Source organism: Culturomica sp., from assembly GCF_003524185.1.
GTDB classification, from domain to species: domain Bacteria; phylum Bacteroidota; class Bacteroidia; order Bacteroidales; family Marinifilaceae; genus Culturomica; species Culturomica massiliensis.
Map to the genome: position 1 here is coordinate 1 of NZ_DOED01000043.1, position 25,459 is coordinate 25,459.

A 25,459-nucleotide genomic window follows, 5' to 3' on the forward strand; every position below is an offset into this window, starting at 1 on the left:
CGGGAATCTCAAATGGGGAACATCTGGGATTTATTATTCTCTAATTATATGTACAACATATTAATATACGATTATGGGACAGAAAACAATTAGAGAAATCTCGGTTGCATGGAAAGAGTACAAGCAACCTTATGTGAAGCAGTCCACAATGGCTGCTTATGTGCTTATCTTGGAAAATCATATTCTTCCAAATTTTGGAGAAAGCGATACACTCCATGAACAGGCTGTGCAAGAATTTGTTTTGCAGAAAATAGAGAATGGACTGAATGTGAAATCCGTAAAAGACATTTTGATTGTACTGAAAATGGTTATGAAATTCGGCGTAAAAAATGAATGGATGGATTATCAAGAGTGGGACATCAAATATCCGTCTTCTTCAACAACCAAAGAATTGGAAGTACTATCGGTTGCTAATCACAAGAAAATACTCAATCATATTCAAAGTCATTTTTCCTTTGCTGGACTGGGTATCTACATCAGTCTTTGTACCGGACTTCGTATAGGGGAAGTCTGCGCTTTGAAGTGGAGTGACATCAATGTTTCAGAGGGAACGATAACAGTCAATCGTACAATTGAACGGATTTACATTATTAATGGGACGGAGAAATATACCGAGCTGGTTATCAACACTCCCAAGACACAAAACTCATGTCGGAAAATTCCTATGACAAAGGACCTTCTTGCAATGGTAAAACCACTGAAGAAGGTCGTTAATGAAGATTTCTATGTTTTGACTAATGATGAATATCCAACCGAGCCTCGTACTTACCGTAATTATTACGGCAAATTAATGGCGAAGTTAGGTATTCCCAAATTGAAATATCATGGCCTGCGCCATAGCTTTGCCACTCGTTGTATAGAAGCTGGCTGTGATTACAAGACCGTTAGTGTATTGTTAGGACATTCCAATATTTCGACCACTTTAGACTTATATGTTCATCCCAATATGGAACAGAAAAAGCGTTGTATTGCGAAGGTCTTTAAGTCGTTGGGGAAATGATGTAATATGTAGAGCGAAGTAACCTGATACAGTAATTTCTTCGCTCTCAATCATTGCATATATTATGAGAAATGTAGTAATAACACTTTTATTGCCAACATTCATAATAGAGGAATCAGCTCATTAGGGCACATCGAAAAAGAAAAGGAGAGGAAAAATCCCCTCCTTAACTCTAAAACCATGTCTCAGACATTCAAATCCTTTAGTGCTAATGCATAATTGGGACAAAAACCGTCCATGATACACTTTAAGCCAAGTGTCTGATAATACTTGTAGTCATCATCTTCGGTGCAGAGGTATTTGTAACCGTAGCGTGGCATGTACTCCTTGAAGAACCGAGCCAAGTCTTTCAGGTTTTCTTCTTGGTTCTCCTTGAAGTTACTACGCACAATGATGATAGACCAGTCGGGGAAGTTGCCTCTTCCACAGCTATACTCCCAGAAGCGGATATAGCAGTCTAAGTCACGTTCCCGAATGTCCATACAAAAGCCGTTGGCATGTGGCATCACGCTACAGCTTTCTCTGTAGCCAAATTTCTCACACAAGTAGAGATTGAAATCAAGAATTAAATCTTTTTGTACCATAAATAATTGAATTTAAGATGTTAATAATAATGGATTATAAATGAAAGCCTCGCTTGCGCTTAGTCTTTTTCTTTTTCATCAGGCGATTGAACTCTGCTTCTTCTGCGGCAGTGGCATCGTAGGACGAGTTCCCGTTTAGCAAACCGAGACTGATGCCAAAGCCATCATCGGAATGGGAAACGCTTGGCTGTACCTCTTCTTTCTGTTCTCTGAGTTTCTGTTTGGCTGACTCCAACAAGGATGCACAAGCATTCTCTTCCAGTCGGTTGTCGATATTCAAGTAGCTGAACTCTCGACCTACTTTTGAACCGGAAAAAGAAAAGCCGTTATGTTCAAATTTGACACCTTGTATTTCTCGTGTAGTCCGGCTGACCTTGAATTTCATATCAATGTCACGGTCGGCAAGCGCATCTTTCAAGTCTTCCCAACTATAAGCTTTGGGCAGTTCTTCTTTCAATGCCTTGTATATCTCGTGCTTTGCCTTGTCGTAGGGGCGCAAGCGTTCCTCTTTGATATGGTCTTTACCATTGGCAAAGTGCAAGCGATATTTGGCGGTCAGCATTTTGCAGACTTTCTCATTCCTACGGAAATCGTTCTTGTCGCTAATCGTCTTGCCGTTATTATCCACTCGGTTGAAAACGATATGACAATGCGGATGCTCACGGTCGATATGCCGGGCAATGATGTATTGCGTGTTTTCAATACCCATCAGTTTCATATAGTCGTGTGCTATGCTCAGCATCAAAGCATCATCGGACTTTAATCTTGCACTGTCTTCCGGTGAGAAGTTGAGCGAAGTGTGTCCGACAATATTCTTTACCTTGTCGTTGAGTAAGGCTTGTAGCTCAAATTGCTCTGCCATCTGTTCGGGTGTCCCTTCTATTCCGACCGCTTCCAATAGTTTGGATTTTTCCTTTTTGAGGACATAGCGGACGCATCCACCGAACGATGTCCCTTTAGTCTGTTTACCTATCATCTTTCAGCTGTTTTATAAGTTGATTAATGTGCTGAGCCATTTCTTCGCATCTGTCCGCAACAGCAAAGAAACCGTAGGTGTTCGCTTGTCTTGCCAACTGATTGAGATTGGTACTTTCACCAATCAGTTGCCGGATGATGTGAATATGCTCTTGCGTGATTCGTTCACGAACTGAACCGTTCTCGATGAGCGAACGGATGACTTCGCTTTGGGTTTGCTTACTCCGTCTGCAAAGCGCACCAAGCCATGCGTGTTGCTGATATGACAGCCGGAGTGTTATTGTATATTTCTTTTCCATGTGAATTGTTTTTAGTGAATAATTTGTGACCATCGGGAGCTGCCTCCTCTGACTTTTTGAGGAGCAAGTGGTCGGGAAATGTAATACACCGACATTAACTTGCTACAGTAAAAAAGTCTCGATTTCTCTCCCTAAGTCCAAAGTCTGAATCCTCGTTTCTTAGGTGGTGAAACCTTCGGTCGTGGAGTGCCTTGTTGTACGCTGACGAGCTTCAAACCGAATGTCTCTATCAGTGTTTTTAAGACAGGATTTCTCTTAATCATCTGCTGAAGGATGGCTTCGTCGGGCTTCACTTTGAGCAGATAATCGGCTATGTCGTATCCCTCTTTTCGCTCTTTTTCGTTGGCATGGGCTTCCAGATAATCGAACATCTGCACTTCAATTCCATATCTTTTCATCAAACCGATTTTGCTCTGCCAATAGTCTGTCGCTCCCAAATCGGGAAATAATACAACGGTTCTTCCAGCCAGAACGGATAGGCTGTTGGCATTGAAGCAACCGTTCTTTCCACCGGATGCTATCCATAGGAATTGCGGTAGATAGTAGGAGGCAACGAGTGCCGTTTTCTCGCTTTCGACCAGTGCAACAGGACGGCTTTTGTCTTCAGAAAGCAGATGCTCTCCGAAGAAACATTGCTTCAGATTATAATCGCCTTTGTGCAGTACGGAGTGTACCCATGTGACATGATTGTATGGCTCTTTTATCCGCTTGCCAGTTTCGGAATTGTAAAGCATTATCTTACCCGTGCGGACTTTATTCTGATTGTCCGTCTGCCAGAATACGGTTGCACCGTCCCAATATTTGGATGTACCAACCTTGTATTTCTTCATGAGTTTTAATGTTTCTGTTTCTCCGAACTGAGCCGATAGAAATTGAAACAACTTGTTCGTAGGATAGCCACGCAATGATTGGTTGACTATATCCAAATCTATGTAGGATGTGGCTATTGGTTGTATCTCTTTTATAGGTGCATAGTTTCTGAAACTATTCTCTGCGAGCTTATCTTTTTCTGACGGATTCTGCTCAAAGTAATCACGAGGCGTGAAGTGATAACCGCATTTCTGCTCATGGTCACAACGTCCTACATACTTTGGGAATTGGATTTGCTTCTCTGTATCAATGTACTTGGAAAAGCATCTTTGACGGTGACAGTTCGGGCAAGTATGCCGAGTGCTGATACCTTTGTAGGGTTCTAATATGAATCTATGTGTACTCATTGTATGTTTCTTTTTAGGTGTGTCACTTTTGTCGTTATTGTCATTTCTCGTTAGGAAAGTGTCAAAACCGACAAAAATGTCACGGGTTAATCTTTGAATATTCTCCATGTTTCTCTTTTCGGAACAATATCCCGATATTGTCATTGAGAAAGCGTTGAAACGTGCGCTCCTTCATTCCGTTCTGCTCGGCTATCTGTATAGCTTGGGCAGTTGTAAAGGCTGGAGGAAGCAGATTGACTATCGCCTGTTGTTGGCTGTTGAGTGCATTTTCATTGAGTATGTTTTGAACGCTCAATGCGGATTCCTTGAAATACTCCGTCAGTTTAATGGCTCGTTCCACCGTCAACAGGTCGATATAGGTTTTATCACACTCTCCGCAAGTCCATCGGGCTAATTGGATAATCAAGCAGAAGCGGATGATGTATATTTCCAACTTACAATAGATACTCACAATGGTGTCGTTTGTCTCTCGGTCACACAACTCTGAGAAGTGGTGCTGCCATTCATAAAGCCGTTTTTTGGCTTCCTCCGTGAAAAAAAGAATATGCGGTTCTATCTCTCCAAATTCATTGAGAGCGTACTCTTGTTGTATCAGCTTATCAATAATGGCATTCCATTCTTGTTCGATATTCTCCGGCAGTTCCTTGTCATTCCAACGTGCTTTCTGTTGCAGATTGGGCATTACAAACAGAATGCGGTCGATGAATCCATTACTGGAGCGTTCGCCTTTAGCCAGTTCACTGAGAATCTTTTTTTGGATAGTACCGATGACAGAGATATACGGTCGCTTGATGAAGATGGAACTCTTGGCATTCTTGCGGTCGGATATAGTGGTCTTGGCACTGAACACCGACAACCAGAACTGTTCTTCTGAACCGTTGTTGTAACGGTTGAAGTTCTTGAACCAAGCGGACAATTCATCAGCCCATAAGCACAAACCACGTTTATTTTGTGCATGAATCAGACTTAATCCCTCAGGTGTTACATCCGAAATCAAGAAGCGTTTACGGACAGGTTCCTGTGGAAATTGCTCTTCACCGCTTTCTGTGCGTTCTTTGCGGCTCATACTCATCAGTTCATCATACTTTGCAAGTGCTTTTTCAAAGACTTGATTCTGTTGATAGTCGTAATCAAGAAACGGTTTCATTGCAAAACTGAGCGGATGGCTTTTATTCGCTCCCGGTCTTCCAATCAATGCCATATACAGGATAGGACTCTCTATCCAGCCTTGCTTGATTTGAGCAAGATGAGTGTTGCCAATGCCGACTGCTATTGCCGTAAGGATAGCTGCGGCAATGTAGTCAGTCGGGTAGTTATGGCATTCGTGAACCTCACTGATGATGCGTTGGATTTTTGACGGGAATATGCTGACAGGAAAATCAGTACCCGTCAGTCGCATACTTAAATCAACCGCTTCATCAATGATGGATGCCGGATTAATAGAAGATGTATCCATAGTCACAATCATTAAAGTTTCACGGATGATTTGGGCTTATGACGGACACCGCTTTGCATATTTGCCAGCATCTCCTCGTATGTTTGCTCGGAAGTCTTTCTACGCCCGTTCTCAATCCAAGCCAGAAGTTCGTCCTCGTAGAAGTAGAGCTTCTTACCTTTCTTATAGGCAGGAAGTAGCCCTTTGCGTACCAAGGTATAAATGGTAGGCTTGGCTTTTCTGATGATACGGCAAGCATCCTCAATTTCAATCAACACATGTTTGTCTGATGCTGGTGGTTGAAGTTCCGACACCATCCTTTTTAACTCAATGACCTGTTCGGTTAGATAACCTACCGCTTCGGGCAGCTTATCAAATGTTACTGTTTCTTTTTGCATACGTCGCTCGTTTTTAATTGTTCGACGGCAAAGGAAACAGGTGTTTCAATGGTGGAATCATTCACCAAAATATAACTGATGAATAACTTTTTGATGGTGATTGGTAGTGATAATTTATTGATAATAAACAGATAATCAGTGATTACTGGTGTCAATTATGATAGTTGTAGCTTAGAAAGAAGAGTTTTTAGATGAAAAATGTGGAATACAATGATAAATATTAGGATGTAACATTCTAATTGGTAGTTTTTCTGTATTTTTGCAAATAAACAAAGTTTGCCATTATGGATAATATCATTTATAAAATAGGGAATATTAAATATTTATTGGTATTTTCACTCTTACTCTTTTTAACATCGTGTAGTGCAGAAATAGAATCGGCTTCTGCAAATTCGACATCAGCTATTTTAGCAGTATGTGGTGAATATATACTAGCGATATTCTCTTTAATAGTCCTTTTGCTTATTCATTGCATAAGGATTACTGGAGTTGCTATATCTACGTTGGCAATATATATGATTTATAATAATATAAGGATATGGCAATTTGATTCTACCTTGTTCCTATTTATAGGCATTCTATTGATTGTTTTTTCTCTTTGGACTCCTGTTAGATTCTATATTCCGAAAGTCGTGATAGCTAAAAATATAGCAAAAATTGCAAAGCAAGAATCTTCCTCTGATGATTCTCGAAAATGCTTGATATCAGAGATTGTAGTAGGAATTTTAATAGGCATTATTCTGATGATAATAGAACAAAATATAGACCTTACTTTTATCAAATAGTATTTATATAGGGTTATATTCATGCAATCTTTCTATCCAGTTTAATCTTGCACTCAGATTCCGTGTGCGACATTTTGCGCTCAATGGTGGATATTTCCGAATCACGGAGGATATGAGCAAATACTCTTTTTATAAATGTGGCAGTCTGTAGGCGTGGTTTACCGAATGCCTTGCCGATGTTCCAGCCAAAGTGCATGATGTCAATGGTTTTTAATTGAGCATCAACCTTTATCTGTTCAACTTTGGGTAGAGAATCAGAGAAATAGTATTCCGTAATATATCCACATAGGCGATTGAGGTCAGTTTCGCTAAGATAGAGAACCAAGTTCTGTTTCGTATATGTGAGAACCTTATCTAACTTTTCTTGTGATGCTCGCTCTTTCTCTGCCATAGCGTTGGCTCGGAACACCTCATATTCTGTTGGCTGATTGGATTCGATAGATATATTATTGATGCTAGAAGGTGTGGCGTCTTCTTTTGGAAGTTCAGCCACGTCTTCGTTAAGTTCAGGACATGAAAGAATAGAAACTTCTTCTGTGTCAGATGTAGTTTCGATTTCAATTTCGGGATCCGGTTTAGAAATGACGGGGTCTGAATTTATAGTACTTTCGGCAAGTTCCGAGTGTACTATTGAAGTTTCAACCACCACAGCCTTATTGCGGTAACACTCAAATCTCATAAAGCACTTCTCTATTGTTGGTGAAAGGAGTTGTCTGAATACCATTTGCAGATTGAGATAGATTGCACCCATGACAATGGAGCATACCACAAAAATGAGGTAGCTGCTGAACTCATCCCAACCATAGTGTAGTACGGTCTGACGGGCTAAAACACCAATGATAGCGATTGTCCCGAAAACAATCAGATTCAAAGTAATATGTTCTATTTTTTTCTGCTTCATAATAATATATGCTAATCGTTTGTGTGCAAATATATCTCATTAGCAAGATGTATAAATACATTTCCCTGAAAGTGGCAGCATTTGTCACCAAAAGGTAGCATTATTCTAGGTCAACTGTGCCAAAATAGAAAAGAAAAGTCCAACGTAGAATAAAACCAAGTTGGACTTTTAGCAAAGGTATTAGCAATTATATATGTTAGCTGCGCTTATAGGAATAAAGAGAGATATGCCCTTTTGTTTGGAAGCAACTTTACTGATAAGCCATTTTCTGAATGAAGCAGAATGTCCAGTGTCTATTTGATAGGATAGGGCTATAATCATGTTGAGATTATACACATCGGCACTATTCCCATTTTCCAACTTTATACATTGGCAGATGTCATACTTTTTTAAGACATTGGCTTTCAATATTGCTTTTAAACGGGAATTGATTGATCCAACTGTTGTATAGAACAAGTCGGCAATTTCCCAAACGGTCATCCATACTTCTCCATCAGAAATATGGATGCCATGTCCGTTGTTTGTTATGATTCCTCGTTTCATAGCTGTAATTTATTTCAGTGAAATCTTATTGGCTGTCTCTCGTTTCTTTACATTGACCAAATCTGCGTAGATTTGAGTAGTGGAAACGTTCTTGTGGGTTAGCATCTTTGAGACAGTGTAAATATCTGTGCCTAAGGATATTTGGATAACTGCGTAGGAGTGACGAAATCCGTGGAAGGTTATCGGCTTCGTTATTCCTGCCTTTTTGAGCCAGTTCTTCAGCGGATAGTTAATCATGCTCCGTTTCAAGCCCTTGAATACTTTGCCTGTGCCGGGCGTACCACATAGTTCGTAGGCTTCGTAACTGATGGGGAGTGTCGCTTCCGTTTGGGTTTTCTGAGTTCTGATACGCAAGCAATAGCCTTGGTCGGGAGCAATGGCAAAATCTTCCCATTGAAGATTGAGAATATCGCTGATGCGTAAACCTGTCATACAAGCGAATAGAGAAGCTGCTTTCAGAACGGGGATGTCGCAAGGAGTGGCGGCAAGTTTCTTCACTTCGTCCAGTGTCAGGTATTCTTTCTTCACATCTTGTGGTTCAATCTTGTCAAGGTAGTCATTGATGTTTTCTCGAAGCCATTTGTCCCGATAGGCAATCTTCAACAATCCTCTGAAAGTGGAGTAGTAGCCGGATGCCGAATTGAGGGATATAGGGCGGTTGCTGTGTTTAAGTTGCTTGGCGTTCAACAGGTACTCTCTGAACTTCTTACACAAGTCCACATTTACCTCGCCAAAGGTACATTGCCCTTTGACGAAGTTGTAGAAATGCTGATAGACAAACAACCATTTCTGGTCTTTACTTCGGCACATCTTTTTGAAGTAGGCGAGGAAGTCGGCTTTCTGCTTGGTCTTATCCAAGAAACCGAACTCTTCATTGATGAGCGATTGCACTCTGATACAACGGATAGCTTCTGCCTTGTTCAGCATATCATTGTTGAACTCCCGTTCCATTTCGTTTTTGGGGTGGGCATAGATGTAGATGCCGAGATATTCCCGACGGCTCATCTGCATGGTCTCAGGGTTACGGACTGCCGGATAATAATCCAGATACAAGGAGATGCGATTGTTCCGAATCGCTCTCTGACGAACTGTTACTTTTGTACACGTGTGTGTCATACTGTTTAATATTTAGAGTTTTACATTTGTTTGGTGCAAAGGAATGAGGTGATTCAATGGTGGCAACATTCACCGATAAATAACTTATTCTATCTTTGGAGCTTCAAGCAATTTATCCAGTTCGGGTTTAGAGATAAGTGTGTATTTGCCCTTCTTGACCTTTGGGATATTATGATATTTCGCATAATGATAGAGTTGGTCACGGGTAAGATTGAATTTCTCCATTGCTTCGGCTACCGTATAATATTGCGGTTCTTCGGGTGCTGCCACACCTTTGGCTATATCGACATGCTTCTTGGAATAGTACACCATGATACCCTCTTTCTTCTTTGGGATGGCGTTCTTGGAAACAAATGTGTAGATAGCGGATAAGGTCATGCCGAATTTTTTCTGTATTTCTTGTGTGCTATACCATTCTGTAATGTCGGGATCCGGGGCTTTCTTAGCGAAGTAAGCATCCACGTGCTTCTTGCACCAGTAGGTCTTGCCACGATTGAAAGTCCGGGGAATGTTGTTTTTCTTGGCTACCAAGAATATCCATGATTCGTTTACATGATACTTTTCCTTGACTTCGGCTGTGGTGTAGAAGTCGGTGATAGGGGTTTTCTCTTTTGTTGGAGTATGGAACTCTGTTGGATTATTGAATAACTCATCAATATCCTCTTTCTTCAAAAGGTATTTGAAGCCCAATCGAGTAACCTTTAATTCACCTCGTTTAATGTATCCGTAAACGGTAGGTCGGGTTACTCCGAGATAGATTGCAGTCTCGGTAATTGTGAGAAATGGCTTGTCTTTGATTCTTTCAATAGGCTTTTCATCAATCTTCTTCTCCACGAATTGATTGTTAGCTTTGATTGCTTCGTCACGCTTCTTCTTTTTATAAAGAGCGTTGGCGCATTGTTTGGAACAACATGCTGTTGTTGTTTTTTGGGCGATAAACTCTTTACCGCACCAAGCGCAAATTCGCTTAATTTTCAGGTTACTGCTCATTTCAATTCATCTTTATTTCTCCGTTATTACTGTAAATTCCCGTAAAACCGTGTAAAATGGCGTATAGTTTCTCTACTACCTTTCCACTGAATTTTTGGTCTTTGACAAGCGAGCAACAAATACGGTACAAAAATGAGCTGAAAAAGCCCTATAAACGATAACCATCGCTTATAAGGCTAAAAAGAAAGGCGCTCAAAATGAACGCCTTAATAATCATTGGTGATATATGCTAATCGTTGGTAATCACTACCTACTTGCCGATGCAGAAATGTTTAAAGATATTACCGAGGACTTCGTCGGTGGTGATTTCGCCGGTGATTTCGCCGAGGTAGTGGAGGCATTCGCGGATGTCCTGGGAGATGAATTCGCCGCTTAAACCCGAATCGAGGCCGGCAATGGCCCGGATAACGGCATCCCGCGCATGGGAAAGCGCTTCATAATGGCGAATATTGCTGACAATCACGTCTCCCGTGTGGAGTGCATGCGTATTTACGGTATTCACCAATTCGTCGGTAAGCTGTTCCAGGTTCGCGCCTGTTTTAGCTGAAATGGCAATGATTTTCTCGCCGGAGGTCAGTAATTTGATCGTTTCGAGAGTGGTCAATATATCCTGGGCTTTATCTGTTTTATTCAACACAATCAGTAATTCGGCTTCCGGAGAAATCTTTTCCTTTACCTGACTGTAATAACTTTCAAAACAATCCGCCCCACGGCTCAAATCCGTCAATAACAAAACAACACTGGCCTCCCCTATTTTGGCAAACGTACGCTCGATTCCGATATTCTCCACAATATCATCCGTATGGCGTATACCCGCCGTATCGATAAAACGGAAAGCTATTCCCTGCAAATTGATCGTGTCTTCGATAGTATCCCGCGTTGTTCCGGCGACATCCGATACAATCGCCTTGTCTTCTTTTAACAAAGTATTGAGCAAGGTACTTTTCCCCACATTGGTATTCCCGACAATCGCCACGGGGACCCCGTTTTTAATCACATTACCCAAAGAGAACGAACGGCACAATCGAGTCAATAGCTTTTCGATATTTCCGGCGATACGGCGTAATTCCGAACGGTCGGCAAATTCCACATCCTCTTCCGAAAAATCCAGTTCCAGTTCCAATAAAGAAGTGATATGCAGTAATTCGGCCCGCAATTTTATCAATTCTGCCGAAAAACCGCCTTTCATTTGCCGGAGAGCCATTTTATGCGCAGCCGAAGAAGAAGAAGCGATCAGGTCGGCTACCGCCTCCGCCTGTGAAAGATCCATTTTCCCGTTCAGGAAAGCCCGCTGGGTAAATTCACCGGGAGCCGCAAGGCGTGCCCCTTTATTTACTAACAATTGCAATATACGCTGTTGAATATAAACAGAACCGTGACAGGAAATCTCTACGGAGTCTTCTCCCGTAAAAGAATGCGGAGCGCGAAATACCGCAACCAGTACTTCATCGATGACATCTTCCCCCTCCTGCAATTGTCCGAAATGTACGGTGTTAGGCAAACAATCCGCCAACTTTTTCCCCGAGGGAGAAATAAAAACCTCATCTGCCAAAGCAAAACACCCCTTTCCGGACAGACGTACAACGGCAATAGCTCCGGTACCCGGAGCCGTAGAAATAGCACAAATTACTGCTTCATCCAACATAACGCTCTTTTCCGCAAATTTACATCTTTCGTCGTAAAAGAAAAAATAGAATCGGCCGATTCGCCGGATAATTCACTTTTTTAATTTTAAACTTTTTTAAATAATCCGCCCAAACACATGGCTCATTTTTTGCGTATATGTGCATAAATTAAGTTCATTGACCTATTTAATACTTTTCGTAGCCTCTTTAAACAAAGGTTATTGAAGCCTTTAAACAGGTCCTCACGACTTAAATTACTCAATAGTTGGGAAGATATCCTACCGAACAGTGGCCGAGGATATACAATAATACATTAATAAACCAAATAAACTACTTACCATGAAAAAAGTAATTATCCTTCTATTGATGGGACTATTTTTATTCCCTGCAATGGAATTGCTTGCTCAACAACAAGTACAGTCTCAAACACAAATTCAAGAACTGACGAAAAAACAGATTCGTAAAATGAAACGTGACCAAAGACGTCACGCCCGCCAGGTTGCCAACATGGATGCTTTCAATGCTGCTGTAGGCGCAATAAAAGACAACAACTGGGTATTGATGGCCAATACTTTGTACGGCAGACGCGGAAATGCAATTCCGGTATCCGACAATACCAATTTTATCCAATTCAAGGACAATACGGTATACGTACAGTTGGCTTTCAACGGAATCGCCGGACCGAATGGTTTGGGAGGTATCACCGTACAAGGCAGTCCGTCACAAATCAAAAGCTCAACGGACAAGTACGGTAACATCACCTATTCTTTCTATGTCAACGGAACGGCTTTGACTGCACAGATCGTTATCAACTTAAGTTATGGTGATAATTATGCACAGGCTACTGTCTATCCGATGATGAACAACAATAACCTGACATTCTCCGGTATATTGGTTCCGACATCACAGTCCAGTATTTTCAGAAGCGGCTTTATCAGCTATTGATAAGTCATTCCTCGATTTGTTTTCAAAGACCCGGTAACGGGTCTTTTTTTTATTTACCACCTTTTCCGGCACCTTATCATTCGCCTTTACCTCACCTTTTTTTCTTTTCTCTATCCCCCCAAGACATTGCACATTTTTAACTCATTTCAAATATTTTAACTCAATTTGTTATGGTTTTATTAAGGTGTGTTTTTCCCAAAACAACCGTTTTAGCAATAATTCGAGTGGATTTGTTATGGTACTTTAAAAGTAAATTTTAAGTCAAATTTCTTTTCTTGCGACAAATTCTAATAAACATTAATTTTTTCTAAAAAATTTCTGAAAACAGATGGAGTTGAATCTGAACATTTGTTTCTCTGTAATTAAAATTTTTTACATTAAAAATATATACAGTTCACAACCGAATTAATGCTCACAAATTAAAATAGAGAATCAACCTAAACATTTTAAAGTATGCGAAAAACGTGGTTTTTAAGTTGTCTCATTTTATTATCGGTATTCTGGTGCCTACCGATATATGGACAACAATTATCGAGTTATGTCAAAGACGGTGTAATCAGGGTCAAACTTGAGCCTGCCGTAGCACAACAACTGGGAAACACCCCTAAAACCAGAGGGGGAATCGTATCGACCGGCATCCAGCCGCTTGATAAAATCAATAAGGATATCAAAGCCGTAGAAATGAAACGGGTTTTCCCTTATGCGCCGAAATTTGAAGAACGTATGAGAAAACACGGACTTCATTTATGGTATGAAATCAGTTATGATGCAAAATTAACTCCGGAACAAGCCATAGACAAATACAAAGGCATATCCGGAATCAAAATCGCAGAAATCGTAAGAGTCCAGGATTTGCCGAAATACAAATCCGTTCCGGCCAATCTCCCTTCCGGTCCCCGGACACGGGCCGGAGAACCGTTCAATGATCCGGGACTGGTAAATCAATGGCATTATCGCAATGACGGACGAGTACAGGGAAGTATTGCGGGCAGTGATATCAATGCTTTCGAAGCCTGGAAGATCACGACGGGAGCCCGCAATGTGGTTGTTGCCATTATTGACGGAGGTATCGACATCCGACACGAAGACCTGATCGACAATTTGTGGATAAACGAAGCCGAATTAAACGGAGAAGAAGGAGTTGACGATGACGGTAACGGATATGTAGACGATATCTACGGCTATAATTTCTGTACAAATAGCGGAACAATCAGCGCTCACCCGCACGGTACACATGTGGCCGGAACAGTCGGTGCTGTCAACAACAACGGCAAAGGTGTCAGCGGAGTTGCCGGAGGAAGCGGCAATAACGACGGCGTACGCCTGATGTCTTGTCAGGTATTTGACGACAAAGGACAGGGCGATTTCGCCAAACCGTTTGTATATGCGGCCAATGCCGGAGCTGTTATCGCTCAATGTTCCTGGGGATGGCAGTCATCCGGTTATTTCGAGCAAGCCGTATTGGACGCCATAGATTATTTCACCGAAGAAGCAGGTCAGTATGAAGGCAGCCCGATGAAAGGCGGTCTTTGTATCTTTTCAGCCGGCAATACCGAATCGGAAGGTGAATTCTATCCGGGAGCCTATCCGGCAACCGTTGCCGTAACAGCCATGAGTGTAGACTTCAAAATGTCCAACTATTCCAGCCGCGGAGTCTGGACCGATGTCTGTGCCCCCGGAGGAGACATGGACCTGGGCGGCGAAGCATGGGGAGTATTGAGTACCTATCCGAACAACGGCTACCGTTATATGCAAGGTACATCTATGGCCTGTCCTCACGTTTCCGGTATTGCAGCCCTCGTCTTAGCAAAATACGGCGGCAGTGATTTTACAAATGCCGAACTGAGAACCCGCCTGACGGAATCGGTACACGATATATATCCCTATAATCCAGAATACCTGGGTAAATTAGGGAACGGATATATCGATGCTTATATGGCATTGGGACAAAAAAATACAAATCCGCCGGCAGTGATAAACGACATCAAGCTGATTGCATCTCAGGAAGATATTCACACCGAATGGAAAGTACCGGCCGATCCGGACGGAGATCCCGTTTCACGCTGTGTCGTATATTACAGTGAGCAAGCATTTACGGCATCCAGCGATTTATCGGCGCTCAAGTCGATGACTCTTGCTACCCGTTTCAACAAAGCCGGGGATGTTGTACATGTCATGATCCCGAATCTGAAAGCTGAAACCAATTACTGGATTGCCATCCGGGCATTCGACCGCTGGAACAATGCGTCCCCGCTATCCGAAGTTAAGCAGATAGCAACCAACGCCGGCCCCGTAATGGAAATTGCCAAAGACAATTTCACACTCAAAATGGACGTTACCCAATCCTATGATGCCATCGATTCTATGGAAATCAAAAATACAGGAGAAGGTATGCTGAAATGGGAACTCGATATCAGAGGCAACAAACAAAGTTTCACCCCCCGCAGTAATTCCGCCCTCCTGACGATGGCCTCACAGGAACAAGCCATATCAAACAGCTCCGTTTATCACGGATCGGTTACCGGCGTGGAAGAAACTCCGGTGAAAATCATCGAATCCGGAGTGAACATGGACGAATTCCCCCGCAATATTAAATATTACCGGGAATATCTATACCGCATCGGAGAATCCGACACAGCACAGTGGAACTCTTTGGCTCAGTTCTTCTATATCAGTCCGGATTTTTTCCCGAATGGATTTAATTTAACGGGGATACAATTAAACGGTGTCTACAGCAAAGGACAGCCTATCCTGGAAATCTATCAGGGTGTCAGCAATTTCACGGCAGAAGACTGTTTGCTCAGCGATACACTGCCTGCCCGTAATCCGTTTATAGGCGACCTGGTACTCAGCGAAAACGTGTATTTCAAGCCCGGAACCGGTTTCTGGGTGGTTTTTCATATGCCGAGAGGACATAAAAATCCATTGGCATGCGGACATGAAATCGAAAACTCAAATGCAGCCCAATACAGTTACTACAGTTCCGACCGGGGAAAAACATGGTCTACGTTAAAATCGGTATTGAGCGAAGGTAATCTGAGTCAATACGCCAACACGCAAACCTGGATTGTCAGTGCAGTCAGTCATTATCCCGACTGGACGAACTACATCACCCTGACCCCGGCTTCCGGCACGGTAAAGCCCAGTGAAGCACAAAAAGTGTATGTCGCTCCCGAAAAGGTAAAACTTATCAACGGCGTATATAATTTCAATTTATACGTAAACAGCAATTACAACCAGGAGCCCCAGAAGAAAGTTCCAGGTACACTGACGGTATCCGGTCATAAACCGAATTTGCAAAGTGCCAAAATCGTAGATTTCGGCAAAATTTTCGTCGGCGAGAAAAAAACGCTGGAAATCGAAATATACAACGCCGGATACGGTAAATTCAACGGTAAATCAGGCAGTTCCCTCTATGAATACGACGGCAGTATCCAATTCAGCCCCGCAAATAATTTCAAACTTACGGACGGGTATATACAATCCTTTGCAGCCCGGACAACACAGAAAGTCAAAATAGACTTCAAACCGGACCACGAAGATGTCTTTAAATCCGTTTTCAAACTGACCAGCCAAGAAGGACTGACTCATTCGATCACCCTGACGGGAACAGCAATCACCCCTGCTAAAATCACCGTTGATCCGACACAAATCGCTGTCGGTGATCTGGAAATAAATGCAGCTCCTGTAACCAAATCGTTCACGATCAGTAATACCGGATCGTATCCGCTGGAATACATTTTCCCGAAATTCACCGACGAAACCATCGAAGGATTGGGTAAAACATCCCACAAACACGGTTTCGAATACATCAGCAATATTCCGGGCTACAATGAAAATGCAGCCTGCGTATTTCAATGGGAGGAGCTTCTCAATGCCAATGAAGTCCAAAACCAATTGGTCGGCAACCGGGATTTCTGGACGGAAGGAGTCAATATCGGTTTCAAATTTCCATTCTACGACAAAGAATTCGAAACCGTATACATCGGCCAATACGGAGCCCTCTCGTTCAGCGGAGAGGAAGGGACATTACACTCCTGTATGATACCGGATGCCTCGCCCACCTGTACAGGAGGCCTGGATCTGATTTCCGCCCTGGGAAAGCCCCTGACATTCTCTCCGGAAAGTAAGATAATGTATGCCAAACAGAACGGGAAATTTGTAGTCAGCTATGAAAATGTCATACCGCAGTACAGCAATGTTACGGTCAGCTTCCGCATCGCTCTTTCTCCGAACGGAGACATCGATATCGCCTACAAAAAATACGATCCGAATGAAGTATATTTATCCGACGGTATCTTCATTGCCTGCATCGATTACGATGTAAACGACGCCTTTGTCATGGCGAGTGCGGACTTATCCCGCCAGGGAATCGACTTATGGCAATACATCGGAGACGAAACAGCAATAAAGATAACCGCGCCGGGTAAAAACATGATCCGTTCAATTTCCCCGTTATCGGGAGTAATCGGAATGAACGAAACCCAAACGATCGAAGTCACCTTCTCTGCAGACACCACGATGTATAAAGGAGAGTTGACCAACCTGCTGGCCCTGCTGTGTAACGACCCGAATAAATCGACTTCAATCATCCGCTTCGATGCCAATATCACCGGGGATTACTACCAACCCCATGTCATATTGGGCAACGACAGTCTGTTATTCGGAAACATCATGCAACACTCGACTTCAACCGGTGCGGTCAGTTTGATCAACAACGGAAAAGATCAGATCGCGATCACCGATATCACGCTGTCGAATACCGATTTCACAATAAACAAAACCGTTCCGTTTATCCTAAAACCGGGTACGTCCGAAGACCTTTACATTAAGGCAAACACGACGTCGAAAGGTAATTTCGAAACGCTTTTGACGATAAAAACAGAAAAGAACCAGGAATTGACAGCCCATATCCTGTCTAGCGTCGTCGCAGCTCCGGACATTACCGTAACACCGACCATATTCGCCGAAACCATGAAGAGCGGTGACAGCAAAACCGTTCATCTGGACATCAAAAATACAGGAGAAGCCGACCTGAATTACATGATTGTTCCCAACACCTTGTTTTTTCCGGCAAACGATACCCTGAAAGAAGGTGAAAAAGCAGAATACCTGTACAAGTCTTCTTTGGACTTCAACGATGTGACGAACCAATGGGAAGACATTACCGACTCTGAAATTTACTACGGAGAGAAATACTTCCGGACCAACGTAAGTTTTGCACAGGAATTACCGTTTTCTTTTACATTTTACGGTAAAAAGTACAACAAGATATATGTATACGGTCCCGGTTTCATTACGTTCAAAGACTTCCCGCCTTTAGACATGTGGCCGGAAGATTTCAGAGCAGACTTTACGCCTTATATAGCCCCTTACTGGGGACACCATTCTCCGGTCCCTGCCGAGTATTCTCCGACAGGCATTCCGGGTGGTATCTACTATAAGGAAGAGACCGACAGGGTTATCATTTCCTTCCTGAATTACGGCAACGTAGTGAGCCTCGGTCTGTGTTACCAAGCCATACTGTATAAAAACGGAAACATCAAATTCCAATACAAATTATCCGAAGGAGGTATACAGATTGGTGCATTCGGCATATCCGGCCTGGCTTACGAAGGAGCTTCCTACGACAATAAAGAACGTATGACCCTAGCCGAACGTTATCTGGACATGAACAGTGCCGTCGAATTTTATCCGGTACGCACCTCCAGCCTGAAAGCCGGAGAAAATGCCGATGTCGAGATGACAATCAATACGGCAGGCTTGATGGCCGGTCATCACCCGACGAAAAATGTCATCCGGACCAATGTTCCCAACAAAGAGGAAATAGAACTTTTATTGGATCTGACACTGACCGGAACCCCGCAGGGAAGCTGGCCTGAAAAATTGGAATACGCCGACATCACGGTAGGAACTTTTGTGACAACCCCGTATGATTTCTTTTTCCGGAATACCGGTACCGACTATTACCACATCACCGGGTTAAGCTGTAAAACCACCGATGCCAGCCCGGATCCCTGGGATATGCCCGATTTCGATATTTTGTACTGGTCGAAAGATGCAGTCGCCTGGCCTCCGACCCCCGATGGCGGTGAAGGAGCCCTTGTCAGTATCCGCGAAATGCCTATTGATACAGACAACCCGCTCGAAATCGGTAAAAACCCGCAACGTTTCGTTATTCAAATATTCAATACGCAAAATGTAATGAATATGAACGACACGCTGGTGTTTACAACCGATCTGCCGGGACATGAAACGATACGCATTCCATTGGAATACGCTGTTGTGGATTCGGCCGAAGTTACCGTCGATCCGGCAAAAATCGACCTGTATGCACCGAACACTACGTTCAGTTGTGATACAACCGTTGTCATCAGCAATACGGGCAAATACAAACTCACGTATACATTGGATCTGGAATTCAAAGACAATACAACTCCGGCACAGGCAAGCCAAAGCAATAATGCTGCGCCTGCCATAACCAAAGGCTACATACTGGACTATCCGGTAGCACAGGCAACAATGGGTAGCACACAGTCGACACGCAGCGGTGAAGCCTATAACGACAGTTTGAGTTATAATTTCGACTTCGAAGGAAAAATCCTGGTTTTAGGCCCGCAAGCCAGTGCTCTCAGTCCGTACATCGTATGTACCGAATATACGGCACCGGAAAAAGGATTCAATATTTCCACCCTTAAATTTTACGGTTCTTTGATGAGCCTGGAAAGCGAAGATTTTGTTGCAGAAGTACGCACGGGCAACTCTTTCTCTGACAACAAGGTACTGACCAGCGGTACATTAAGAGCAACCGGCGGACCGGAAATAGACGGCGGCCAGCCTATCATCAACATAAAAACCATAGAATTCGACCATCCGGCCTATATCAATCCGGGAGAAAAATTCTGGGTATACATCTACATCAAACCCAATACCGGAATAGCATTGATGTCGGTAACCGACCCCGCAACAGAGGGACGGTTCACAGTACACCTGGAAGGTACCTGGGACGATCTGCTGTCACTCCAATCCCAATACGGCGTACTCGGCTTCTTACAAAAAATATATGAAAAAGAGGCCAGCAGCGCCTGGTTGACAATGGAAGGCGAAGAGAAAACCTTACAACCGGAAGAATCCGTGAAGATTTCCCTGCATGCCAATGCAGCTTTGACCAGAGGCGAAGGTAACAATCTGGCCAACCTGGTCATCAAGAGTAACGATCCCGGAAAACCGACAACCATCGTTCCGGTCACGTTAAAGAAAAACACGGCTCCGGTCATTACGCAATTGGATAAAACCATCCGTGTAAAAGAAGAGGAAGAAGCTACTGTCAGGTTTACAGTCATTGACAATGAAAACGACGACATGGAAATTTCTGTCATTGAAGACGAACAGAACATCGCCAGCCTGACCCGGGATCAAAACAACATCACGGTCACCCTGTCGCCTAAATACGGCCAAAGCGGAGATCATACTTTCACATTAAAAGCCGTAGACGAATTCACGAACGAGCGTCAGTTGAAAGTTGCCTATTATGTAGAAAAAGTAAACCGGGCACCGATCGTGATCCAGCAACCGGGCGACAAGACTGTGAAAATCGGCAAACTAGTCGAAGGTTTGGAACTGGGAACCGTATTTTCCGATCCGGACGGTGACGAACTGACTTATACAGCCATATCATCCCATCCGGACACTGTCGAGGTATTTGTGTCTGCAACCCATACTCTTGAATTTGTTCTCAAAGCCAAAGGCGAAGCGACCGTCACGTTGACGGCAAAAGATCCTGAATTATTACAGGCGACTACTACATTCAAGGTAACCGTTGAAGAAGAAGAGACCAGCGGCAGCGGTATTTTCGAAGCCCAGGTAAAAACTTACCCGAATCCGGCTACAAATGTTCTGAACATCCAATGTTCCGACGATGTCGATGGGGAAGTAATTTTCCGCCTGTACAGCATGAACGGCAGTATCGTCTATACGGAAAAAACGGCTGTAACGACCGGTTCCGTAAAAGAACTGGATATTACCAGCTTGCCCGCAGGCATGTATATTCTGGAAGTAGAACATAAAGGTGACAGAATTACCTCTAAAGTAGTTAAACAATAAGTTTTATCCGGGGAGAGGCACTCCTCTCCCCTTTTATACATTGTCATTATGATCAGAAAGATTTCAATTATAGCGCTTACGGCCTTCGCCTCACTCGGAGTCAGAGCGCAGGAAAACCAAACCGCTTCTTTATACAGCGGCGCTTATTTCCTCTCGATCGCACCGGATGCCCGGTCCGGAGCTATGGGCTCCATCGGAGCTTCAACCTCCGCCGATCCTTATTCGATTTTTTGGAATGCCGCCAAATCGGCATTTTCCGAAAATAATGCGGAATTATCATACACCTATAGCCCCTGGATGCGGGAACTCATCAAAGACATTAACCTGTCGAGCATCGGCTTTTCTTACCGGATCGACGATGTACAGACCATCAATGCTGGTTTCAGGTATTTTTCTTTCGGGGACGTAATGTTCATCGGAGAAGATGGAATGAATATGGGAGAACAAAATCCCTACGAGATGAGCATCGACATTGCTTATGCCCGGAAACTGGGACGCTACCTCTCTGCAGGTGCAACGCTGAAATACATCCGTTCCGAACTGGGGATGGGACAAATGGTAGGCGGAGTAAAAGCCGATCCGGCCAATGCTTTTGCTGCCGACATCTCATTGTTCTTCAACAAAGAGGTCCATTTTTTGCAAGAAAACTCTGTTTGGAGAGCCGGTCTGACATTGGCCAACATCGGTTCGAAATTAAAATACGGCAACGACAACGAAGCTTACCTCCCCGGTGGCCTTCGTCTGGGTACTTCCTACGAAATGAATTTCAACCAACAGCATTCGTTACTGATTGCCCTGGAAGGGAATGCTATTATCACGCCTCAATATAAAGACGGCGAAAAACCGGACAAATCGGGCGTAGGAGGATATTTCTCGTCTTTCGGCGATATCGAGTCAGACAATATTACATGGGCTCTGGCTGCGGAATATTGGTTCGCAAAGACCGTCGCCTTAAGAACCGGATACCATCACGGCAATAAAGACAAAGGACATCCCACCTGGTTCAGTACCGGTGTCGGATTGCGTTATTACAATCTTTTGGCCGATTTTTCTTATGTAGCTGCCGTATCGGACAACAATCCGATGAAAAACAGCCTGCAATTCTCTGTAGGTCTTAATTTCGACATCTTTAAGAAAAAAGCGCAATAACGCTGACGCCTGCGTTATACAACAACAGAGGTTGCCCGGTTACACCGGCGGCCTCTGTTTATCATTTCCGGGTAATCAACTTAGACTCAGAACCCAAACTGTATAACTCATTTTAATTAAAATATAACTCAAAACAGACCGTATTTTCATCCAAAAGAATAGTCATTATTATTGCATGTCAACAATAAACAATAGCTATTATTTCATTTTTTATTTTTTTATCTAAATTTGAGCAGCATTAATAATAAGTTTCATGAGAGCCATTCAATCTATCATCTTCAGCCCCCTGTTCGTTCTGTTTTTTCTGTTTCTCTTTTCAAAAGCTATATCCTCCCCCAGTTATTCCGACACACAAAAAATAACCGACAGTCTTCTGGTCGAATTTCAAAAAACAAAAATTCCCGACAAACAAATACAATTACTTAGCGAACTGGCATTTTTAACCCAACCCCACAACATCAATCTCTGTCTGAAATATACCGAACAGATGCTGGAAATCATCGATCAGAGCGAAACTTTAAAACATACCGGTGTATATTACACAAATGCCGCCATCATTTTCCTCCAATGTGACATCTACGACAAAGCGCTGGAATTTTTTCTAAAAGCGCTCAATATTATGGAAAAAGAAAAAAATGCAGTAAATATACTCTCCATTAAAAATAACATCGGAGGGGTTTATTTCCGCCTGAATAAACCGGAATCCGCACTTACTTACTTCATGGAAGCCCTACACAAAACAGAAGAACTGATACGCCAGGGCGACAGTTGCCAGTACCAAAATTTACATGCTTTTTACAACAACATCGGCCTATGCTACGACCGGCTGGAACAACCGGATAAAGCCATACAATATATCGAGCAGGCCATCGCTCTGTGCGACACGTTAAATTATGAATATCTGGGCCAATACTACAATAATATAGCTCTGTATTACCACGATAAAGGAGAAAAAAACAAAGCTCACGATTGTATCCGGAAAAGCATCGGATATAACCGGAAAATAGACAATGAAATGGGATTAGGAAAAAATTATTTGAAACTGGCCCAATTATTCTATAACGACAACGATACGAAAGAATCCCGTAAATACACGGAAAAAACCATTGCAATAGCCAAAGAGATACACTCCAAATCCCTGTTGCAGCATGCCTATCAGTTATACATCAATCTCTGTGAAATGGAACATGATTATCAGGAAGCCAATGTATATCTGAAAAAACTATTCGACCTGAAAGACGAATTGTTCAACGATACCATTGCCTCTAAGATTACGGCCCTGAAACTGCAATATGACTTTGACAAAAGAACAACCGAAACCCTGATAAAAAACCAGAACAAAGAACTACGTTACCAACTTATTTTAGTCATCATACTTTCTTTATTAGGCGGGATAACCCTGCTCTATTTTCTAGCCAACAGCCGTAACAAACGCATTCGTCTGGAAAAGCAGAGCCTCGAAAAAGACCTGGAATTCAAAAATAAAGAACTGACCAGCAATGTAATGTTTCTACTCCGCAACTCCGATCTCATACATTCCATCATCAGTCGCCTGCATCATCTTAAATCAGACCTGAAAGGACAGCAAGCTACCGAAATCAAGAATATTGTCATCGAATTACAATCCGTTATGAAAAACGATTTATGGGATGAATTCAAAATACATTTCAACCAGGTCTATCTCGATTTTTACAAAAAATTACAGGAATATTGTCCCGACCTCTCTCCGGCAGATCTAAAGCTATGTGCTTTTCTACGACTGAATATGTCGTCCAAAGAAATTGCAGCCCTCTGCGGAGTAACGGTTAAAAGTATAGAGGTGATGCGTAGCCGATTACGCAAAAAACTCAATATTACAAATACCGACGTCAATCTGAACACATTTTTATCCGAATTCTAAAACACCGGATAAACAAAAGAGGCTGCTCCGGCAGCCTCTTTTATCATTTATTTCGCTTTTTCCAATTCCACGGTAAAATGCCGCATAATCGGAAACTCTTTGGTAATCACATAACCTCTGTTAATGGATTCACGACGGTCGTACACATTTTTCAATGCAGCAGCAATCACATCCATGTGATTATTGGTATATGTACGTCGCGGAATAGCCAAACGCAACAACTCCAAACGCGGGTAACGGTTTTCACGGGTTACCGGATCGCGGTCGGCCAGGATAGAACCGATCTCAACCCCGCGGATACCGGCTTCCAGATACAATTCAACTCCCAGTGTCTGTGCGATAAACTCCTCTTTAGGAACATGGGTCAATACCTTTTTAGCATCCACAAAAATGGCATGTCCGCCGGCAGGACGCTGATACGGTATTCCGTATTCGTCCAGTTTAGCACCCAGATATTCTACCTGTCTGATCCGGGTTTCCAGATAATCAAACTCAGTTCCTTCATCCAAGCCTTGCGCCAAAGCATTCATATCCCGGCCTGACATCCCCCCATAAGTAATAAAACCTTCGTTCATAATACAGAACATCTGGCATTTCTTCCACAATTCCTCATTCTTAAAGGCGACAAAACCTCCCATATTTACAATGGCATCCTTTTTAGAAGACATTGTCATAATATCGGCATATGAAAACATTTCCCGGACAATTTCTTTGATCGTCTTATTTTCATATCCTTTTTCCCGGGTTTTGATAAAATAGGCGTTCTCAGCAAAACGAGCCGAATCGATCTGAAGATTTACACCGTATTTCTTACATAAAGCAGAAACTTCACGGATATTCTGCATAGATACAGGCTGTCCTCCGGCCGTATTATTGGTCACCGTCAATACAACTGCGGGGATTTTTTCCTTCGGATATTTTTTCAACACATCTTCCAGTTTAGCCGGATCCATATTGCCTTTAAACGGTATCTCCAACTGGGTATCGGCTGCTTCATCGATCGTACAATCTATCGCAAGCGCTTTACGAAACTCAATATGTCCTTTGGTTGTATCAAAATGGGAATTTCCGGGTAAAACATCCCCTTCCTTAATGATCGTGGAATACAATACATTTTCGGCTGCCCGTCCCTGATGCGTCGGCAAAAAATAATCAAAACCCAAAATCTCCTTGATAGCATTCTTCATTTTATAATAAGAACGTGCTCCGGCATAACTCTCATCCCCTAGCATCAATTCCGACCATTGCTTGTCACTCATCGCTCCGGTACCCGAATCGGTCAGTAAGTCTATAAATACCTGATCACTTTTCAGATTGAAAAGATTGTATTTAGCCTCTTTGATCCATTGCTCACGTTCTTCACGTGTACTTTTACGGATGGTTTCTACCATCTTGATTCGAAATGATTCTGCAAACGGTAATTCCATAATATTTAAATTTAAATTGTAAATTTTAGATTGTAAATTATAAATTCAGATCAATTATGCCGATTTA

At 42.8% G+C, this 25,459-nt stretch carries 18 protein-coding genes; 6 read left to right on the top strand and 12 right to left on the bottom strand.

Translation table 11 applies throughout. From position 1 onward, the window contains the following. Positions 1-73: 73 nt before the first annotated feature. Entirely contained in the window at positions 74-1,000 is a 927-nt protein-coding gene (locus tag DD657_RS14880; protein WP_005785684.1) for a tyrosine-type recombinase/integrase, read from the top strand. Positions 1,001-1,185: 185 nt separating this feature from the next. On the opposite strand, the gene DD657_RS14885 is transcribed toward DD657_RS14880, so the two are convergent. The 6 genes from DD657_RS14885 to DD657_RS14910 all read right to left on the bottom strand — a co-directional run bounded on the left by DD657_RS14885 (position 1,186) and on the right by DD657_RS14910 (position 5,908). Further along, complete coding sequence (locus DD657_RS14885; RefSeq protein ID WP_005785685.1) at positions 1,186-1,584, bottom strand: hypothetical protein; 399 nt, start codon at positions 1,582-1,584, stop codon at positions 1,186-1,188. A 34-nt stretch (positions 1,585-1,618) separates the two neighbouring features. Continuing rightward, positions 1,619-2,560: a relaxase/mobilization nuclease domain-containing protein gene (locus DD657_RS14890; protein WP_005785687.1), complete on the bottom strand. Its 942-nt coding sequence runs from the start codon at positions 2,558-2,560 to the stop codon at positions 1,619-1,621. Further along, complete coding sequence (locus tag DD657_RS14895; protein ID WP_005785689.1) at positions 2,550-2,858, bottom strand: MobC family plasmid mobilization relaxosome protein; 309 nt, start codon at positions 2,856-2,858, stop codon at positions 2,550-2,552. Before DD657_RS14895 ends, DD657_RS14890 begins: the two co-directional genes overlap by 11 nt. Before the next feature lie 131 nt (positions 2,859-2,989). Beyond that, positions 2,990-4,075 carry a DUF6371 domain-containing protein gene (locus tag DD657_RS14900; RefSeq protein WP_005785691.1) on the bottom strand — a complete coding sequence of 362 codons (1,086 nt, stop codon included), beginning with the start codon at positions 4,073-4,075 and terminating at the stop codon, positions 2,990-2,992. Between the two features lie 79 nt (positions 4,076-4,154). Beyond that, positions 4,155-5,531 carry a DUF3987 domain-containing protein gene (locus tag DD657_RS14905; RefSeq protein ID WP_005785693.1) on the bottom strand — a complete coding sequence of 459 codons (1,377 nt, stop codon included), beginning with the start codon at positions 5,529-5,531 and terminating at the stop codon, positions 4,155-4,157. 11 nt (positions 5,532-5,542) lie between these two features. Beyond that, positions 5,543-5,908: a helix-turn-helix domain-containing protein gene (locus DD657_RS14910; RefSeq protein WP_005785694.1), complete on the bottom strand. Its 366-nt coding sequence runs from the start codon at positions 5,906-5,908 to the stop codon at positions 5,543-5,545. Between the two features lie 284 nt (positions 5,909-6,192). Between DD657_RS14910 and DD657_RS14915 the strand changes: the two genes are divergently transcribed. Then, positions 6,193-6,693: a hypothetical protein gene (locus tag DD657_RS14915; RefSeq protein WP_005785697.1), complete on the top strand. Its 501-nt coding sequence runs from the start codon at positions 6,193-6,195 to the stop codon at positions 6,691-6,693. 19 nt (positions 6,694-6,712) lie between these two features. Here DD657_RS14915 and DD657_RS14920 read toward each other — a convergent pair whose 3' ends face one another. From DD657_RS14920 to mnmE, 5 genes are all read right to left on the bottom strand, one after another. Continuing rightward, on the bottom strand, positions 6,713-7,594 hold the full coding sequence (locus DD657_RS14920; RefSeq protein WP_005785699.1) for a hypothetical protein: 882 nt from the start codon (positions 7,592-7,594) through the stop codon (positions 6,713-6,715). Between the two features lie 180 nt (positions 7,595-7,774). Continuing rightward, the gene (locus DD657_RS14925) at positions 7,775-8,137 is read right to left on the bottom strand and encodes a virulence RhuM family protein (protein WP_005785701.1); all 363 of its coding nucleotides are present in this window, start codon (positions 8,135-8,137) and stop codon (positions 7,775-7,777) included. Between the two features lie 9 nt (positions 8,138-8,146). Next, positions 8,147-9,253, bottom strand: coding sequence for a tyrosine-type recombinase/integrase (locus DD657_RS14930; protein WP_005785703.1), 1,107 nt, complete (start codon positions 9,251-9,253; stop codon positions 8,147-8,149). Positions 9,254-9,337: 84 nt separating this feature from the next. Next, entirely contained in the window at positions 9,338-10,243 is a 906-nt protein-coding gene (locus DD657_RS14935) for a helix-turn-helix domain-containing protein (RefSeq protein WP_005785706.1), read from the bottom strand. A gap of 250 nt (positions 10,244-10,493) precedes the next feature. After that, a complete protein-coding gene (gene mnmE, locus DD657_RS14940) occupies positions 10,494-11,888 on the bottom strand; it encodes a tRNA uridine-5-carboxymethylaminomethyl(34) synthesis GTPase MnmE (protein ID WP_068688382.1) in 1,395 nt (464 codons plus the stop codon). Between the two features lie 319 nt (positions 11,889-12,207). Between mnmE and DD657_RS14945 the strand changes: the two genes are divergently transcribed. From DD657_RS14945 to DD657_RS14960, 4 genes are all read left to right on the top strand, one after another. Beyond that, complete coding sequence (locus DD657_RS14945) at positions 12,208-12,813, top strand: DUF4251 domain-containing protein (RefSeq protein WP_021986460.1); 606 nt, start codon at positions 12,208-12,210, stop codon at positions 12,811-12,813. Between the two features lie 453 nt (positions 12,814-13,266). Further along, positions 13,267-20,916 (top strand): S8 family serine peptidase, encoded by a 7,650-nt coding sequence (locus tag DD657_RS14950; RefSeq protein WP_287050708.1) that lies wholly within the window; start codon positions 13,267-13,269, stop codon positions 20,914-20,916. 48 nt (positions 20,917-20,964) lie between these two features. Continuing rightward, positions 20,965-22,065, top strand: coding sequence for a type IX secretion system outer membrane channel protein PorV (porV, locus tag DD657_RS14955; RefSeq protein WP_068688378.1), 1,101 nt, complete (start codon positions 20,965-20,967; stop codon positions 22,063-22,065). 253 nt (positions 22,066-22,318) lie between these two features. Continuing rightward, positions 22,319-23,965, top strand: coding sequence for a tetratricopeptide repeat protein (locus DD657_RS14960; RefSeq protein ID WP_287050712.1), 1,647 nt, complete (start codon positions 22,319-22,321; stop codon positions 23,963-23,965). Between the two features lie 47 nt (positions 23,966-24,012). On the opposite strand, the gene tnaA is transcribed toward DD657_RS14960, so the two are convergent. Continuing rightward, on the bottom strand, positions 24,013-25,392 hold the full coding sequence (gene tnaA, locus DD657_RS14965) for a tryptophanase TnaA (RefSeq protein ID WP_021986464.1): 1,380 nt from the start codon (positions 25,390-25,392) through the stop codon (positions 24,013-24,015). Positions 25,393-25,459 lie beyond the last annotated feature (67 nt).